This window comes from Citrobacter sp. Cm038 (genome assembly GCF_030333105.1).
GTDB classification, from domain to species: Bacteria; Pseudomonadota; Gammaproteobacteria; order Enterobacterales; family Enterobacteriaceae; genus Citrobacter; species Citrobacter murliniae.
This window is the reverse complement of record NZ_JAOWGO010000011.1, coordinates 139,018-158,138: the sequence shown is the minus strand read 5'-3', so window position 1 is coordinate 158,138 and position 19,121 is coordinate 139,018. Positions and strand designations below refer to the sequence as shown.

The following is a 19,121-nucleotide window of genomic DNA, read 5'->3' as shown; positions in this document are numbered from 1 at the left end:
TTCTATTGTTAGCTGAGTCAGGAGATGCGGATGTTAAAGCGTGAAATGAACATTGCCGATTATGATGCCGAACTGTGGCAGGCTATGGAGCAGGAAAAAGTACGTCAGGAAGAGCACATCGAACTGATCGCCTCCGAAAACTACACCAGCCCGCGCGTGATGCAGGCGCAGGGGTCTCAGCTGACCAACAAATACGCTGAAGGTTATCCGGGCAAGCGTTACTACGGTGGTTGTGAATACGTTGATATCGTTGAGCAACTGGCGATTGATCGCGCCAAAGAGCTGTTTGGCGCAGACTACGCTAACGTCCAGCCGCACTCCGGTTCTCAGGCTAACTTCGCTGTCTACACTGCTCTGCTGCAACCGGGTGATACCGTTCTGGGTATGAACCTGGCGCAAGGCGGTCACCTGACTCACGGTTCCCCGGTAAACTTCTCCGGTAAACTGTACAACATCGTTCCTTACGGTATCGATGAATCCGGCAAGATTGACTACGAAGACATGGCGAAGCAGGCTCAGGAGCACAAACCGAAGATGATTATCGGTGGCTTCTCTGCTTACTCCGGAGTTGTTGATTGGGCAAAAATGCGTGAAATCGCCGACAGCATTGGCGCATACCTGTTCGTCGACATGGCGCACGTTGCCGGTCTGATTGCCGCGGGCGTGTACCCGAACCCGGTTCCGCATGCTCATGTTGTTACCACTACTACCCACAAAACCCTGGCGGGTCCGCGCGGCGGCCTGATCCTGGCAAAAGACGGTAGCGAAGAGCTGTACAAAAAACTGAACTCTGCTGTATTCCCTAGCGCGCAGGGCGGCCCACTGATGCACGTTATCGCGGCGAAAGCGGTGGCACTGAAAGAAGCGATGGAGCCAGAGTTCAAAGTCTACCAGCAGCAGGTTGCGAAAAACGCCAAAGCGATGGTGGAAGTGTTCCTGAACCGTGGCTACAAAGTGGTTTCTGGCGGTACTGAGAACCACCTGTTCCTGCTGGATCTGGTAGACAAAAACCTGACCGGTAAAGAAGCTGACGCTGCGCTGGGCCGTGCTAACATCACCGTTAACAAAAACAGCGTACCGAACGATCCGAAGAGCCCGTTCGTCACTTCCGGTATTCGTATCGGTTCCCCGGCTGTGACCCGTCGTGGTTTCAAAGAAGCCGAAGTGAAAGAGCTGGCTGGCTGGATGTGCGATGTTCTGGACAACATCAATGATGAAGCTGTAATCGAGCGCGTCAAAGCGAAAGTCCTGGATATCTGCGCACGCTTCCCTGTTTACGCATAATTCCTGCGTTACAGAATGACAAAAAGGCCGCGTAAGCGGCCTTTTTTGTGTCCGTAATTTTGCCGGGTGGCGCTGCACTTACCCAGCCTACACATCTCTGCCATCGGGTAGGTGTATCAGCGACGATCTAACGAAATCGCTCCCGGTCCGACAATGGCCAACAGCAGGAATGCCCCTGCGATACTGACGTTTTTGTAGAAATTAATCATATTCGGTAGCACCGCATCACCGCCCATATCCCAATAGTGGTGACCAATAACCGCGGTTCCCAGCGTATAAAAGATAAAAATGACCGCCAGCGGACGGGTGAAAAAACCTAACACAATCAGAATGGCTGCCGGAACCTCCATGATAATGGCAATAATCGCCGACAGCGTCGGCATCGGTGCGCCCGAAGATGCCATGTACTGTACCGTTCCCTCAAAGCCCAACATTTTCGGATAGCCGAAAATGATAAACAGCAGCACGATGGCGATACGAGCAATCAGCAGCAGCAGACTGCGCGATGCGCCAAAATCGAAATAACGAAGTGAGTTCATGATGGTTCCAGCGTGTAAGTGCATATGATCTAAACGTAATACACAATATTGTGAACCGCCACGCAGAATAAAAATTTATCTCTGACCGCACTTTGATGCCCGGTTATAGGAATATTTTTAATACAGGGAAGAAGGGCGAACCAAAGCCCGCCCTGTGATATTGCTATTAACGGATTTATATCTGCTGCGTAGTTATCTCTGGTCCGTAGGCCGAAAATTGACGATGTCCGGCCCAGATACCATTAGATAGCCCCTGATAGATAATTCTCAGAAAACGTGCGTTCACGCTGAATTCATCATCATGCGTTTGTTGAGGAACTATCTGGTTTGTTTTATTAACGGCGATATCCCAGTCAATGCCATTGCGCGAATGTTGAATGACGTAGGTGTAAACAGCATTTTCATTAAAAACAACCTGTGTTGCGGTGATGTGCAGGATGCTTTCGAAGTCTACTTGCCAGTAATGTCCTACCTCGGCATCTGCGGCGATCCATGCGGTTGACGGGTTACCATCATTGCCCCGCAATGGTCCATAATTTAATGATTTCATACTGTCAGTTTGCGCGGGCTTTCCGATGGCAAGATCGGTTCTGGTTATTTTTTCAGGATCTGATGAAGTAAAGAGTCCCCGAATCTCTGGCATGCTCAAACAGATTTCAGGCGTAAAATCAGCCGATGCCAGATAGTTATAAAGCGCATTTTGGAACGGCTTGCTGATAAGTGAATCCACTTCAAGATTGAACGTGCATACCATAAGTCGCCCTTCGCCCACACAGCATTCAAAAAGATGTGTGTTCTTGTGATTATGGAAAAAATTTGGCGTCAGCAATGTTAGTGGTGCGCACTGCTCAAGCGAATCAATATTCATGGCAAAGCTATTTTCCAGTAATGCTTTCCATTCCAGAGTGGCGTGATTTTCACAAGGGAAGTAGCGACTGAACAGCGGATGTTGATTATTGATAACCATCCCGCAAGGATCTTTGCTGGCAAAATGTACTGGGCTCCAGAACACTGGAAACCAGGTGCTGGAAGCAAGCTGCTTAACCTGGGCTGGTGTGGGCAGCAACAGAACATGCTCACCCTTTTGCAGACGTTCCTCTACAGAAGGTGACCATTCGCGGCACAATGTTACTGATGGGGGAAACGAGCAAGGTTCCTCCTGGCCGTAGACCCAAATATCCCACTGGTTTTGATAAGGGGTATTCAGCAATTCGGCTTTTACCTGTAATGACTGCCGGCCTATTAGAGTTCTGAACGGTGTAACCTGAAGGGATAGATTTTCCTTTAATAGCCCAACCGGCACTTCATCGATTGCGAAATCCTCAGTGAAAATAACATGTTGTTTTTCATTAGTAATCTGAACGCGTAATGTTACCTGGTGGAGTGCGGATGCGCTGTAATGAGCTATTTGTAGTTCTGCGTTAAAACTATCGTCACTGGTATAAAACAACGTTGGCATCATGACTAGTGGTACGGTTTCACAGCAAAAATGACGAAATGCTTCAGTGGCGATAATATTTTTACTGGTGTAGAAAGCATCCAGAATACCGACGGTTGCCGTACTTTGCCCAGGAAAATCATGTAGGCTTAATAACTGAATACCTGCCATATTCCGGGTTCTAAGAGCGGCCTCTATTTCCATTTTATACAGATATAAGGCCATTTTCCCTGAAGAATTAATAAAATCATTAAGGTAAGGAAGAAGGTTGTTTTGCTCCAGATCATCTCGAATACGTTGTAAATTGACAGGGATTAAGCTGCCGGTATAACAAGGAATCTCTGCAACATTGGGATAAACTACATATTGTCCAACTTCGTGAGAGATGACCGGGAGGGTTTGCATTTGTACGCCAGTTGAAAAATTTAGCGTCGTGGTTTCGACCAGTTGGTCGAGAAAATATTGCCCGCGAACCCCGATGCCAGCCGACGATTGTGCGATGAAAATATCATCCTCTTTCGTCATTTGCCGATCCCAGTTACTGGTTAATGTATAAATAATCTGTGGCTGGAGATTTCTCAGTCGCTGAATGATATCTTGCAGCAGTTGAAAATCACCGTTTAATTCATTGCCGTTGCTAAAAATACAAAATGAGGGATGGATAGACCATGCCCGGATGATGCGCTCAGCTTCTTCAGGGAGCCAGTGGTAATGGTCTGGATATTTTCCAACAGGAAAATCCATCCAATTATCCATCCATAGTGGCCCTTCAATTTGCAGGTACATTCCTTGCCGATCGGCGCAGGTAAAGGCTGCTTCTGGCGGGCACCAGGAGTGGAAACGGACATGGTTAATTCCATGTTGTTTAAGCTGTTGGAAGATGTGCGACCATTCCACTTCGGTTGTTGGGGGATATCCGGTGAGCGGATAAATACAGCAATCGATATTTCCACGTAAAAATCGCTGAATACCGTTAATTTTTAACAAACCATCGTGAGTACTGATTTGGCGGAATCCGGTCGTCTGGGTTATCTTTGCAGTGTTGGACGGATGGGACAGATCGTTGATTGTTACCACCACCTGATACAACTGTGGGGTAAATTCATCCCACAAAACGATGTCATCGTTCAGGATAAAGGATGTAGTAATAGTGGGTTGATTTTTAGGTGTCTGGGTCGACAGTATTTCTTGTTGTATATAATGACCGTTAAGATCATTAATCGTTAATGTTAGTACAATATTCTGCCAGTCAGCGATAGCCTTTGGTTTCGAAATATTCAGGGTGACTTTCCGACTTCGATTATCCATCGAAATAAGCAGCGAGTTCAGCGTATACGTATTACGGATATGTAATTCTATTTTGCCGATAACACCATTCCAGATGGTTTGTGTCTGGTCTGTGCGGGCGCTCGGCCACTCACCGATATTATGAATATCTCGATTGTCGATTCGCAACGTGAGTTGGTGTCGTTGACCATCACTGACATAAGGCGTGATATCAAATTGATGCGGGATAGAGAGGCTATCTTGCTTACTGATAGCCAAATCGTCGATCCAAACCTGTGTTTCCCCCATTACGCGTTCGAGAAACAAAATAATGTCACTCTCTGCCTCGACGTCAGTCAGGTGAATCTCCGTTTGATACCAGGCCGCTCCCTGGTATGTATATTCTGTCCTCAGGCACTGTACCGCTTCTTTCGTCAAACCTGGAGCCAGTGTATTACGTTCACCCAGGTGATGTTCAGCACAAGTACCGGGAAGATGGAATCCTGACCCCGATAAAGGGCGACTAAACCAGCGATCGTTTATTCCGGCATCCTGAGTGTCGATTTCAACGCGCCACTCTCCCTGTAGATTAATAATTTTTTCATCATGTTGCGGCATGAGTACTCCTTCGAAGTGAAAAGAAAGGTGGCCGTTAAACCGCCTTTCTGCAGCGTATTTAGCGCGATGCTTTCAGTATCTCATCGCACTTTTCATTACTGGCCTGGCCGTTGCCGGTCATTGCTGCCTGAATGCATTCCTGGTACGCCATGGGAGAGATTGTTTCATCATGGGACTGCGGTTGTGGCTTCGATGCCGTACTGGCACAACCAGCCAGAAAGAGGGCAGTGAATACCACCATGAGTATTTTCATTGAGTATCCTTATCGTTATTTTCATGACTATAAAGGGTAAAGAGCAGTGTGTTTTCTGGTGAGTCCTGCCAATTTTTACCGCCGTCGGAGGAGTGTCGAAGTTTGCCGCCCGAATAGTGTGCCTTGTTGCTGGTTAATGTTCCGTAGCTGTTCGTGCCTACCGCATCACTCGCCGCAGAATCCTGTGAACTGAAAATAAACCCGTAGCGTTTTTGCGTATCCAGGCCGGTCAATCGTGGCCAGAGAGAATAAATCGCAGGCTGCGCGGGTAGGTTGAACGGCGGTAACGCGGCGCTAAATAGCGTTTTCTCTGGGTTATTGTGGGCATCGAGCTGAACTATCTGGATCCGGAAATTATCTCCTGGTACGGCGTTGACGTAGTTTTCAAACAGCCAGAAGTCGATCTTCGGCAGATCGTTATGATCAAGGCTAAAGGTCTGCATTAGTTGATTCGGTCCCTGAAGATCGAAGTGTTTTTCCCCTGACTGTGGGCTGTCACTGACGATCCGCATCGCGGGTACGGATGTGGTTGCGTTGTAAGCTTTAATCGTTGGCGTTTGCACATTGCCTTTGTTATCGAGATAGCTCAGCCGAAACTGGCTGGCATTTATCTCCGGGAAACTGAAGGTGCGGTTATCGCCCAATAGATAACCTCGGGTTAAAGGTTGCCAGCGAGATCCGTCATGCCATGACAACGTGTAATTACGCATGGCAAACGGAGCCGGTTCCTGAATAACCAGCTGATTAATCCGCGTTGGTTGAGGGAATGTCAGCGTGAAACTATTTTCTCCAGGCTTCAGGGCCAGCCCTTGCGCCAGATTGAGTGGCGGCTGTACTGGCGGTAATTCGCCGTGGGTAAAATGCAGTATCGCCGTGTTGCTCGCCGCAAGCCGATAGTTAATATTGGCCGTTTTCTGCAGCCAGCGAAGGCCATCGTACAGACTGGTGACCTGCCACGGCGTATTTCCTTTAAGCCCCAATTCCGCGGCGGAAAGTTGCCATGTTTTCTCCTGAGTGCTCCAGTTGGTGAAAGAGACGTAGGTGCTGTTGTCGGCGGCACGCTGAACTAGCACGTCCGGGCTATGTTCGGCTTGATGATAGACATTGCTCAGAGAGAGAGGGCGAGCCGAAATGCCGCTGGTTGCTAACGCTAGCAGGGACTTATTTTCCAGCCACGTGCTGCGGTCTTCATCAATAAACGGCAGGTTGTCGCCCGCCAGCCAATGACCGCCATCCATAGCCACGGCGGTCGCCAGGCGAAGTGCCGCCCGTTGCCCGGAACGTGCGTCGCCTTGCAGGAGCTGTTCCGGCATAAACATATCGGCATCGTTGTAACGATACAGCGTACCGTTACTCCACCATGACAGCGCACTATTGAAAGCCTGGCGTTCAACGCCGCTGTAATCAGCGACGCCCAGTGAGGTATCGCAAGCAGTGCGCCGTCCCTGAGTAAAGGCCGCAGGCAATAGCGGAGAGATTGACGCATCAAGGAAAATCTGCCGCTTCGCGTTGAGCACTTCGTCACGCATGATCTGCATCCCGAGACGATAGTTCTGAATACCATTTACCGCTGGATCGTGATGCTGCCCCTCGTAAAGCCCCATGTCGAGGAAGTCGAGCTTGATATAATCAAAGCCCCAATCGACATAGTTTTTGATGTTACGCCGCACGATGTACTGCGCTGCCGGGTGCGACATATCCAGCGCATAGCTGCCAAGATAGGTTTTAATTAACTTGCCGTTGCTGTCTTTCAGGCAGGCGTCGCGGTGAGTGTAGCCGGTCTCATCAACCGGGAGATCCAGCCAGTTTTCGTAGATGGAGAACGGCGTCAGATAGCCACCGGCTTTGAGCCCCTTCTGATGCACGAGATTGGTGAAGGTGGTCATTCCTTGCGGATAACCGTCTGGCTGGAAGCCGCCGTCCATGTTGACGTATTTATAACCTAGTGGTTTTAGGTGCTGAGCGATATAGTCGGTCATAGCGTACATATCGCGCGCTTTACCATAGCTATCGTGGGAATAAAAGGCGTTAAAGCCTACCGGTACAGAACCTTGCCAGCGCATACCTGGCTCACCGTCGTTATAAACCTTACCGTAGGTTTCCAGTCCATCGCGGTAGTCGGTAAAGTAGCCAATAAAGAACAGATCGGAGTCAACCTGTTTACCCTGATGTTCACCGCCCCAGTTGTACAGTACAAAGTGGCTGAGCGGCGCATTAGCGCGTGTTGCCTCACCCAATTGCTGGCTACTTTTCCATTTTTGTACCGTTGCTGCCCCGGCCACCAGACCGTGGCGATTCTGGTTATCCAGCAATGCTGTAACCCAATGGCTGATGCCATTAAATTTCACCATCGGCTCTTGTGGGTTGGCGAAGCGGTCAGTGCCATTCTGGCTTAGCCCGAACTGATTAACCGGCGCGACACCGAAATCAAAATTATTGGTGTAGGGCGTGGTATAGATGCGTTTATCGCTGCCGATACCGATATCCGCAAAGGCTGCGGCAATTGGCGTGAGTTTGCTGACCGTCAGCGGTGTTGGCGCAAAAACGCTGATATCACTGAGCAACCAGGGGCGATTATCGAAAAACCAAAAATCGGTGGTCAGCGTTCGCCCTCCGGCTAAATGGCTGGTGAGTACTAGCTTATGTCCCTCACCCCAGCGTTTATCGTTAACGGTTTGCCATTGCGATGTACGCTGTGTGGCATGCTGGCTATTCAGCGTCTGCGCCGGGTTTTGCAGTTGGGCTTCACTGTGAAATTGCTTGATGAGTGGCGTGCTGCGCCACAGCAAATCACCCTTACCGCTGTGGAGATCATAGCGCAGCGTGTAATCACCGTGACTGACAGTGACTTCATTACCCTGCTGGCTGAACTGCGCCGCCTGGGCGTAGGGGAAGAGGGCTGCCAGCAGCAGCCCGGACCATTTCAGTTGTTTATTCATCGCATTCTCGCTTTGAACAGAGGATTAGAAGATGGTGAACGGCGCAATCACGTTGAATTTGATATCAATTTCATCCTGGAACATATTGTTGTAGCCGTTACCGTAGTTCGGATTTTTACCGTGATTGTCGTAGTTGATGTAGTGGAGGTTAAACAATGTGCCTTTCAGGCGGCCGGTTTGTACGGTGTGGGCGATATTGAGCGTCCAGGCCGATTCATCAATACGCTGGCTTTGATCGGCTAACTCGCCGTTAACGGTACACGAGGTGCAGGGTTTCGCGTTCCAGCCATAGGCGTAGCCGACGCCGACGGCCCAGCCAGGCAGATCGTAATTTTTCAGATCGTAGGTGACTGCCGCGAAAGCGGAGGTTTCACCGTTGGCATCAAAGTCAGATGCCGCATCCCACCAGATATCCAAACGACCGTTGGAACTGGCATAGGCTGGCGTAATACGTTGCAGGAAGAAGCCCTGGTTACCTTCGGCTTTTACCGTTTGCGCTTCCAGACGGAAGTCGAGTGTGTCGACGGTATAACCGAGCGTTATCCCTTGTAGCCATGCGAGACCAGAGTATTCATCGTTGATTGCGCCGTAAGCCCCCGGTGTACCGTCACCGACTTTGTCTTTTGCACCATAGAACTGATAACTGGTGCGCACCATATTGCCCGCCACCGGGAAGTTGTAAGATATTTTCCCCATGTATTGATCCATAAAGCCTTCGGCCTGTGCCCATGAGGCTTCCAGCAGCAGATTATTTTTGAAGTCGTACTTCATCCCCAATGCCTGAACGTAATCAATTTTGGTTTTATTATCGGCAGCACGGAATTCATACATTTCGGTATACCACGGGGCTTTATATTTATCCGACCATAAATAGGAGCTGGACAGTGCGCCATATTTACCGAAATCCCAGGAACCGCCGACTTCGCTCCCTTGATACGCACCGGGAACAAAACCCCAGTGAACAGCTAATAATGTTTGCCCGGAAGGTTGGATATAACCGGAGCGCATCCAGTAATCATCATATTTTAATTTCAACGCGGCCTTATACAGGTTAAAACCTCCTTTATCTCCGGACCAGTCTTCCCCCCAGCGTTGGTTGGCGGAGCTAAGGCTAATTTCATTCGGGTGAGCGGCGTTGCCGGTTGCCAGGTTTTCTGCTGCAAATCCTGCGATGTCGAAACCAATAAAATCAGCGGTATAACCGGAAATGAAGTCAAGGTTGGCGTTAAATGTACCGTGATGAAGATCTTCAACATAATCGCCATAATTTGCACTACCCGGGGTCATATCGCGCTTATCACGGTAGCGTTGGGAATAATAAATTCCGCCGGTTAAATGCGAGTCATCCCAAAATCCCGCAGCCTGTGCGGACGAAATAAAAAAGGGTGAAACAAGCGTGGCACTAATAAGGCTGAACAGAGGGAAGTTATTGTTTTTAGACATGAGGAAATCCTTCTTCATGACGAAGAATAGAGTAATTGTGTATGAGTGGAAGGGGGAGTCCTCCCCCTTCATTTACAGACTTACAAGCGCGTCAGATGCCAGATCCGGCTGGTGTAGTCGCGGCTGAGTGGTGGGTCAATCCACATCCCGCGATACAGTAACTCGTCGCCGCCTATGACATTTTCCGTATCATCAATACGGTAGCGAGCATCTGCTGTCAGACCCGCCAGACGCAGTAAACGAAGCGGCGCAGAAGCCTGGCTTACCAACGAGAAAGCCATTACTAGCGCTTCGCTTTGATCCGGTGCGACAAACATCCAGGACGCGAAATCGGGGTTTTCCCACGGGCTGATCAGCCGCCAGAACGTGCCGAACTGCAACAACGGACGATGCTGCTTATAGAAGGCGATTTGCTGTTTTACCGCCTCATCACGTTCACTATCGCTGCGCATTAAATCCAGCATCAGGCCGTAGTTTCCGCTCATTGCCACCGCGCCGCGCATATCCATGGTGGTACTGCGGCCCATCTGATGATTTGGCACTTCGGAAACGTGGGCACATTGCATTATCGGCGGATAAAGCAGGCTGGTTGAATACTGGATATGAACGCGTGAGGCTGCATCTGTATTGTCGCTAACCCATGCCTGCGGCATGTAATAAAGCATCCCTGGGTCAAAGCGCCCGCCGCCGCCAGCGCAGCATTCAAATAAAATGTGTGGGAAACGAGTGGTTAACGCCTCAAGCAGAGCATAAACGCCGCGAATATAACGGTGAGCGGTTTCCTGCTGACAGGCTACCATCGCTGTGCTGGAGCCGACCTCAGTCATATTGCGATTCATATCCCACTTGATGTAATCGACGGGATGCTCGGCAAGAAACGTGCTCATCTGGGTGAGAATATTGTCACGTACTTCTTTGCGTCCAAGATCCAGAATGTATTGGTTACGCCCTTCGGACAGTGGCTGTCCCACCGCGTTAAGTACCCAGTCCGGATGTTGGCTGAACAGTTCGCTGCGTCGTGAAATCATCTCCGGTTCGAACCACAAACCGAATTTCATCTCCATGGCATGAACGCGGTCAATCAGCGGTCGTAGTCCATCGGGGAATTTCTGGGTGTTGACGAACCAGTCGCCCAGCGATGAGGTATCCCCATTACGTTCACCGAACCAACCGTCATCCAGCATCAATAGCTCGACGCCAAGCGCTTTCGCATTGGCGGCGAATTTCAACAGTTTCTGCTCATTAAAGTCGAAGTAGGTCGACTCCCAGTTATTGGCGAGAATCGGCCGCGGTTGGTGGCGGTGTGGGCCGCGCGCCAGGTTGTCGCGATACAGACAATGTAGCGTCTGCGACAGGCCGTTAAGCCCGAGATCCGACCATGCCAGCACCGCTTCCGGCGTTTGGAATTGTTCTCCGGGTGATAACTGCCAGCCAAAACCATGTGGATTAATACCTAGCAGCAGGCGAGTCTGGCGATAAGCGTCGACTTCGGTGCGGGCGGTAAAGTTACCGCTATACACCAGATGAATACCGCAGGCTTCGCCCTGCATCTCTGTGGTTTCCGGACGTACCAGACCAATAAACGGTTGTTGATGCGTACTGCTGGCGCCGCGCTTGCTGTCGAGCACATTAATGCCGGGATTCAATGGCTGACGATGCCATTGACGTTCGCGTGCCCATGCGCCAGGAAATTGAATTTGCTGCCAGCGGTTATCCGGCAGATCAACGCCGCAGCTTAATGCCCGGAGTAACCGCAATGGCTGCTGCGCCTGGTTGGTAAATACCGCCGAGCGGGCGATTACCGCATGCTGGCGGAAAATCGTGTAGCTCAGATCTACTTGCAAATGCGTTACCGGATCGGCGAGCGTGACGATCAGTGTTTCCGCCTCGTTATCATGTTCAACCCACGTCGCGGGCAGCCCCTGTAAACCCGGTTTCCCAGTCATAATTCGGTGTGTAACATAATACAGGTTGCTGACCTGGTGACCATCGGCATAGCGAACTTCGAAGGCCGGTTCCCGGTAATCGCCTGCGCCGTGCCCTGGGTATTCCTGCAATACGGTATCCAGAGAGAATGTTCTGTCTGGCCATTCGGCGGGTGTTGGCGAAAAAGAGGAACGATCTAACGCCGGGTAATCATAGCCCTGGCTCCACGTAGCCAGCCGTTTACCCCAGTAGCAGTGGGTCAGATAGCGATTGTGGGCGATAGCTAACACATAGCTAATGCTGTCGTTTTGCAGATGAAAAGTCTGCGTTTTTTCATTCCAGTTAATCATTGAGTTACTTCCTGCTGATTTTTATTTCGGCTGTGGATATCGTCGAGAATTTCAAAAAAGCGCTTTTCGGTAATTTCGTATTTTGCCAGCGGAATCAAACTTATCAGCGTCAAAATACCAGGTATCAAAGTGAAGAATAAACCAATCCATAAGGCGGTTTGTGACGACTGAACAACATGCGGAACATAACCCGCCCAGGATAAACAAAAGCCGCCAATCGCTCCACCAATTGCACCGGAGAGTTTGGTTTTAAATATATTGAGTGAAAAAACCATACCTTCAGAGCGGTTACCGCTCACCCATTCACCATACTCAACACAGTCGGCTACCATTGAATAAAGAGCGATTTGCCCAACGCCGCCAAAGAAAGGTGCTAGCGTTCCGATGATAAATATTATTGAAATATTCGTCTGGAAGAAAAATAACCCCATGCAGGATAGTGACATTAAGAAACTGCTATAAATAGCGGTATTCTTTTTCCCTATTTTTGCCGAAATAAATGGTGAGGCAATAGCGCCCAAAACTTGTGCGACCTGCGATACTGTCAAAAATGCGGCCAGCGCGACTTCTGCATCTAAATTATAAATAAAGAAGTATAACTGGAATGTACCGCGCAGAATACCGATCAGTTCCAGCATAAACATACCGATCAACAAATAGCGTAACGGTTTGTTTTGTTTTAACAGCGTCCAGAAACCTTTAAAACTTTGTCTTTCTTTGCGTGGAACAGTATGTTTTTCTTTTACCCCAAAGAAAGTAATAAGCATACAGATCAAAAAGATGGCGCTAAATATTAACGAAACGCCCCACCAACTTCCCACATATTTCACCAGCCAGAGCGTTGAGGCGCTGACTGTCAGAAAACCAAAGGTCGCAATAGTTCTCGGAATGGTAATAACTTTTGTACGTTCGGTGGGGTCTTGGGTGATCGCCGCAGATAGTGACCAATAAGGTATATCAATCACAGCAAAGCAAATACTCCATAAAATGTATGTGGCGTAGGCGTAAACTAATTTACCAGCTTCAGATAAATCGGGGCTTAAAAAACAAGCAACAGTGGTGAGTGAAACTAAAATACTGCCTACGAGGATCCACGGTCTAAATTTACCCATTTTTGTATGGGTATTATCGACCAGAATACCAAGTGCAATATCGGTGGCGCCATCAACGAGCCTGGCAACTAAAAAAAGCAATCCAACGGCGGCGGCCTTGATACCAAAACTGTCGGTGTAATAAAGCATCAAATATATAGCGATAAACGCGTACATCACGTTCGCGCCATAGCTTCCCATGCCATAAGAAATCGCGGTAGTCCACGAGACTTTATCTCGTGGATATTGTTTTTTATCTACAGCCGCTTCACTGCTTGAACTGGTTAACTCCATCTGAGTTCCCCTGAATTGAATAAATGATCGGATTTAACGACAATGAACTTCAACTTTCTGGAGGTAGCGTAGAGCAACAAGTGCAGGCGGACTTTGCGCCGAGATTTATATTTCAGTAAACAAAGATTACTAATCGTATTTTACGGTGAGCTATTTTTTACCCCACCATTGGTGACGGAAACGCCATTAGGCTTGTGCCAGTGCGGCTTCAACAAAGAGATAGCCGATGCCGGTGATTTGCTGCTGCCGGGTCAGGTTGCCAAAACCAATTTGCGTTTGGCGGGTACGCACGGCATCTCCGTGGTCAAAGGGGGTGAAACCGATTTGACGGTAGATGGTGTGCAGCCATTTTTCACCAAATTCACAACTGCGACCATAAAACCATATTTGGTTAATATTAAGAATATTCAGAAGGTTATAGAGAGTTATCCCTACAGCATTGGCCGCTTGCTCTACCCACTGAGCAACTTGCTCGTCACCACTGTGCCAGGCGTCGATCAACTGACGGCTGGTTATGGCTTCCGGGTCGATTCCCGTTGAGGTAGGGCACGACTTCAACCAGATTCGCGCCTGTTTTTTCAGCGCCGAAAGCGACGCCACGGTTTCCAGACAGCCATAGCGCCCACAGTCACAAGCGATGCCATCACGATCGAAAATGGTGTGGCCGATTTGCCCGCTGCCGTTGAGCATCCCGCGATAAATTTGCCCGTTGATAACGAAAGACGAGCCGATACCGTAATCGACGTTGACGATACAGAAATCCTGGCGGTTACTGCTATTTTGCCACTTTTCCGCCAACGCCAGCATAATGCAGTCGTTATCTACCCGCACCGAAACACGTAGCTTTTCTTCCAGCAGGTACTTAATTTCGACCGGTTTTTTCCACGGTGCTTGTGGCATGGTTTGTGACACGCCGGTATCAGGATCCACCTGACCATGCACCCCCAGTGCGAGATTGATATGCCTTCCGGGCCAGCATTTCTGCTGCTGTCGCCATAGCAGTTCAATAGCGGAAAGTAGCGCTTCCGGTGTAGGGGCATTGACCTCGGTATGCAGAAAATCGCCGATGGGCGTCATCTGTGCATCAATCAATTGGCTTTCTATATTGGTTGGGGTGACGTTCATACACAGGATCAACGGGCCGTCGTTGGGGATTTGATAATGCCCGCTGTTAATCCCTCGTGAACTGAGATTTTCACTGGAGTGGCTGAGTTTTTCCTCGCCAACCAGTTCATCAAGGATTTTACTGATCGCTGGAATGGATAGCCCGGTATGCGTGGCAAGCTGCGATTTGCTCAAACGCTTATGGCGCCAAATCAGCGCCATAATCGCCCGACGATTATGTTGCCTGACCGTCTGATTATTTAGTCCAGCTGTCTGCATGTTACTAAACCTTGTTAATAGTAATGCGTGAGCATCACGCAATTTACCGAAAAATAACTCCTCTACACTGCCATCCTATCGTATTTCACTGTGTTTTGTTTACTGGAGAATGGTTATGTACGGAGTGGTTAAGGTCTGGCAGGAGACGCTGACGTTGCCGACGTGGACAACGGGCAAAGAAGACGAAAACCCGATGTTCCTTGAAAAACGCGTTTACCAGGGCTCATCCGGTGCTGTGTATCCCTATGGCGTGATTGATACGCTGACCGGCGAGCGCGAAATGCGTGAATATAAGGGCATCTGGATGGAGAACGATTTCATTCGCATTCTGCTCTTGCCAGAGTTGGGTGGGCGTATTCATCGCGCCTGGGACAAAGTTAAACAGCGGGATTTCGTCTACTACAACGATGTGATCAAACCTGCGCTGGTGGGGTTGCTGGGGCCGTGGATCTCCGGTGGGATCGAATTTAACTGGCCGCAGCACCATCGCCCAACTACGTTCATGCCCGTTGATTTCACTATTCAGGCCGGTGAACATGGCGAGCAAACGGTGTGGATGGGGGAAGTGGAACCGATGCGTGGCCTGCAACTAATGGCAGGCTTCACGCTGTATCCAGACCGTGCGCTGGTAGAGATAACCGGTAAAGTCTTTAACGGCAATGCCACGCCACGCCATTTCTTGTGGTGGTCTAACCCGGCGGTGAAAGGCGGCGATGATCATCAAAGCGTGTTCCCGCCGGACGTCACGGCGGTGTTCGATCACGGGAAGCGTGATGTGTCGGCCTTTCCAATTGCCACAGGCACTTACTACAAAGTCGATTATTCGGCGGGTGTTGATATCTCTCGCTACAAAAATGTCCCGGTACCGACTTCCTACATGGCTGAAAAGTCAGACTACGATTTCGTCGGTGCCTGGCATCACGGTGAACGCGGCGGGTTATTACATGTAGCGGATCACCATATTTCACCGGGGAAAAAACAGTGGACGTGGGGATACGGTGAATTTGGTCAGGCCTGGGATCGTCAGCTAACCGATGAAAATGGCCCCTACATCGAACTGATGACCGGCGTCTTTACGGACAATCAGCCTGATTTCACCTGGCTTGCACCCTATGAAGAGAAAGTTTTCGTTCAAAACTTCCTGCCGTATAGCGAATTAACCGCGGTACAGAATGCCAGCGATCAACTGGTGATGCGTCTTGAGCGTAACGAGCCACATCTGTCGGTTGGGCTGTATGCTGTTGCACCGCTTCACGATGTACGTGTAGAAATTCGTGATGCGCAGCAAATACTGTGGACGGCCCACGTAACACTGGAGCCGGGGCAGAGTTGGCAGGAAACGTTGGATGAGTGCTGGTCGCAGCGCTTGACGATGACAATATTTACGAAGGACGGTCAAACGCTGTTGCAGTACGAAGAACATATCCCGGAAGAAACACCGCTACCGTCCGCCGCGAGTGCGCCGAAACAGCCAGAAGCGTTAGATAATACCGAAGAACTCTATTTTATCGGCCAGCATATTGAGCAGTACAACCATGCCAGCCGCTATGCAGAAGATTACTATCGCCGGGCAATTGCTCTGGACGCGCGGGATTATCGCAATAATGTGGCTCTGGGTAATTTGGCGTTGAACCGCGCTGACTGGGCGCTGGCTCAGCATTGTGCTGAATCAGCGCTGGCTCGGGCGCATAAATTGAATAAGAATCCGCGCGATGGTGAAGCTAGTCTGCTGCTGGGCGCAGCCTTGGAGCGTCAGGGCGAAGAAACTCGTGCCTGGGATCACTATTATAAAGCGACCTGGAGTGGAAACTGCCGTGATGCGGCGTTTTACTCGCTGGCGCGGTTAGCAATAAAGCGCGGTGATGCTGGTGACGCGCTGAAAAAAGTGGAGTTAAGCCTGCAATTCAACGGCGGCAATAATCTGGCGATGGGGCTGAAAGCGTTGGCGTTGGCAACCGTGCAGGATATGCAAACCGCACTGACCTATATTCACGAGGCGCTGAAAACACATCCACTGAGCTATGTTTTACATTACGCTCGCTGGGCTATTAGCGGTGCGACAGCCGATCGTGATGCGTTTATCGCCATTACCGGTCGACGCGGAATTAACGCCAGTGCGCTGGCGGGGTGGCTGGTGTCGTTGGGTAACAAAACGGAGGCGCGTGCGCTACTGGTGCTACTCGATAGCCAGGAAGCCCTACCGATGCTTTGGCTCGCTGCGCTCAGTGATAATCCGCAGCCATACCTGCACAATGCGCAGCGCTGTTTTACCAACCGGGTACGTTTCCCGAATACTCTCGACGAAGTGGTGATGCTGCAATCTTTGCCGCAGAGTGCATTTGCCCGTTATCTGCTGGGCTGCTTCTGGTACAGCAAACGCCGTTATGATGATGCCATTGCGTGCTGGCAGGAAACACTCGCATTACAGCCTGATTTTGCGCCGGTGCATCGCCTGCTGGGGATCTACGCCTGGAACAAACAGCAAAATGCGAAGGTGGCGAGCCAGTATTTACAGCGTGCCGTGGCGCTGGAGCCCGATAACGCGCGTTTCCTGTTTGAGCTGGATTACCTCAATAAACAGCAGGGGCAAAGTATGGAATCGCGTTTGGCTCTGTTGGCGCCACGCCGCAATGTGGTGCTAAAACGCGACGACCTCACGGCAGAGTTACTGAGTCTGTGGAACGGTCTGAACCTCTACGCATCGGCGGCCGAGGTGCTTCGTGAGCGGGAGTTTCATCCGTGGGAGGGGGGCGAAGGGAAAATTACCGGCCAGTATTTGCTGAATCAAATACACCGTGCTCTGGATGCTATTCGCCAGGATCAGGACGGTCAGGCGATTGACCTGCTTCAGCAGGCCTTGTGTTATCCACTCAATCTGGGCGAAGGCCGATTACCAGGTCAGACGGATAACGATATCTGGTATCTGCTGGGTTATTGTCACCAGCGACGGGGTGAGTGCGAGTTAGCCTGTAAAGCGCTGGCTCGCGCGATGCAGGGCGATTCAGGTCTGAGCGCGGGGCGTTACTACAACGACCAGCCTACTGACTATTTGTTCTGGCAGGGGATGGCGATGCGGGCAAGCGGTGAACGACTGCAGGCAGATGCCCACTTCCAGAGCTTCCTCGATTGGGTGGAACAGCATCGTGAGAATGTACCGGAAACCGATTTCTTTGCCGTCTCGTTACCGGATTTGGTGGCGCTGGACGCCAGCCCTGTTATCCGGCATCAGCAGCACTGCTTGTTTATCGAAGCGTTGGGCTACCTTGGCCTGGATAATCGTGAGGCTTGCCAGCAGACACTGACGCTATTGTTGACGCTGAACCCTGCCCATGACAAAGCACTACTCATGTCTCATGCGCTGAACTGCGGTATTTTCGACTAACCCTTTACGCCGGGCGGAACTATCGCCCGGCGTCGTTTTGGGAGGCTGATTATGAATCCATTACATCTACACAATGATGCGCTGGAAGCCGATATTGATCTGCAAGGTGGGCGCGTGTTGCGGTTACGCACGCGCGAATTATCGCTGCCTGTGCTCCATGAAAATGCGTCCGGCGGGATGTTTCCTATGTTACCGCTGGCTAATCGGGTCGCCGGTAACCGTTTTACCTTTCAGGGGCGCGAAATCGTATTGCCACATCATCATGCTGATGCGCGGTTTTTCCTGCACGGCGATGGCTGGCTACGGCGTTGGAATATTGTCGAACACGGTGACGATGAGTGCGTACTACAACTGCGTTGCCAGCATGACTGTGGGTTTGATTATCTGGCGAAAATTCGTTATCAACTGCTGCAAAATCAACTTGTTGCCTCAGTGACTCTAACCCATTGCGGTGATTCACCCATGCTTTACGGCTGTGGTTTTCATCCCTTCTTCCGCTTTGATGAACACAGCCAGCTCCAGTTTCAGGCCAGCGGTTATTGGCCTGAAGGTGAACAGCACCTCCCGCTTGCCTGGCAGGACAGGTTGCCCGACGAGGCCAATTTTTCTCAGCCACAGTACGGTAAAGATGATTGGCTGAACGTCGGCTATTCCGGCTGGAGCGGACGGGCTGTTATCCAACATGATGTGATGAAAGTCACGCTTTTAGCGCAAACTCCCTGGCTGATGCTGTTCAGAATGTCGGGTGGCGAGTTCCTTTGCCTTGAGCCGCAGACGCATCCGGTGAATGCCCACAACATGCAGGGACAGCCGGGATTAAGGGTACTAGGCCAGGGAGAACAGTGCCATTTTTCGATGCAAATTTGCGTAGAGTAGGGCAAGAATCATGTTATCTGCCTGTTAATGCTCTCTTGC

11 protein-coding genes are annotated in these 19,121 nt (G+C 50.3%); 3 read left to right on the top strand and 8 right to left on the bottom strand.

Features of this window, described 5'->3' with window-relative positions; genetic code table 11:
• Positions 1-30 precede the first annotated feature (30 nt).
• Positions 31-1,284 (top strand): serine hydroxymethyltransferase, encoded by a 1,254-nt coding sequence (gene glyA, locus OGY01_RS01400; RefSeq protein ID WP_045446222.1) that lies wholly within the window; start codon positions 31-33, stop codon positions 1,282-1,284.
• A 116-nt stretch (positions 1,285-1,400) separates the two neighbouring features.
• On the opposite strand, the gene OGY01_RS01395 is transcribed toward glyA, so the two are convergent.
• The 8 genes from OGY01_RS01395 to OGY01_RS01360 form a co-directional block, all read right to left on the bottom strand.
• Positions 1,401-1,823, bottom strand: a complete 423-nt coding sequence (locus OGY01_RS01395; RefSeq protein WP_048220803.1) for a DoxX family protein — start codon at positions 1,821-1,823, stop codon at positions 1,401-1,403.
• Between the two features lie 175 nt (positions 1,824-1,998).
• Positions 1,999-5,145 (bottom strand): DUF8487 domain-containing protein, encoded by a 3,147-nt coding sequence (locus OGY01_RS01390; protein ID WP_286492292.1) that lies wholly within the window; start codon positions 5,143-5,145, stop codon positions 1,999-2,001.
• A 58-nt stretch (positions 5,146-5,203) separates the two neighbouring features.
• Complete coding sequence (gene chiQ, locus OGY01_RS01385) at positions 5,204-5,398, bottom strand: ChiQ/YbfN family lipoprotein (protein ID WP_048220805.1); 195 nt, start codon at positions 5,396-5,398, stop codon at positions 5,204-5,206.
• Positions 5,395-8,337 (bottom strand): alpha-amylase family protein, encoded by a 2,943-nt coding sequence (locus tag OGY01_RS01380; RefSeq protein ID WP_286492290.1) that lies wholly within the window; start codon positions 8,335-8,337, stop codon positions 5,395-5,397. Before OGY01_RS01380 ends, chiQ begins: the two co-directional genes overlap by 4 nt.
• Before the next feature lie 24 nt (positions 8,338-8,361).
• The gene (locus OGY01_RS01375) at positions 8,362-9,780 is read right to left on the bottom strand and encodes an OprD family outer membrane porin (protein WP_286492288.1); all 1,419 of its coding nucleotides are present in this window, start codon (positions 9,778-9,780) and stop codon (positions 8,362-8,364) included.
• An 80-nt stretch (positions 9,781-9,860) separates the two neighbouring features.
• Positions 9,861-12,056, bottom strand: a complete 2,196-nt coding sequence (locus OGY01_RS01370) for an alpha-galactosidase (protein WP_048220808.1) — start codon at positions 12,054-12,056, stop codon at positions 9,861-9,863.
• Positions 12,053-13,441, bottom strand: coding sequence for an MFS transporter (locus OGY01_RS01365; protein WP_048220809.1), 1,389 nt, complete (start codon positions 13,439-13,441; stop codon positions 12,053-12,055). Before OGY01_RS01365 ends, OGY01_RS01370 begins: the two co-directional genes overlap by 4 nt.
• A 186-nt stretch (positions 13,442-13,627) precedes the next feature.
• Positions 13,628-14,824 (bottom strand): ROK family transcriptional regulator, encoded by a 1,197-nt coding sequence (locus OGY01_RS01360; protein WP_284096387.1) that lies wholly within the window; start codon positions 14,822-14,824, stop codon positions 13,628-13,630.
• A gap of 115 nt (positions 14,825-14,939) precedes the next feature.
• On the opposite strand from OGY01_RS01360, the gene OGY01_RS01355 reads away from it, so the two are divergent.
• Complete coding sequence (locus OGY01_RS01355) at positions 14,940-18,206, top strand: DUF5107 domain-containing protein (protein WP_286492286.1); 3,267 nt, start codon at positions 14,940-14,942, stop codon at positions 18,204-18,206.
• Positions 18,207-18,257: 51 nt separating this feature from the next.
• On the top strand, positions 18,258-19,082 hold the full coding sequence (locus tag OGY01_RS01350) for an aldose 1-epimerase (protein ID WP_284096385.1): 825 nt from the start codon (positions 18,258-18,260) through the stop codon (positions 19,080-19,082).
• The last annotated feature ends 39 nt before the right edge of the window (positions 19,083-19,121 follow it).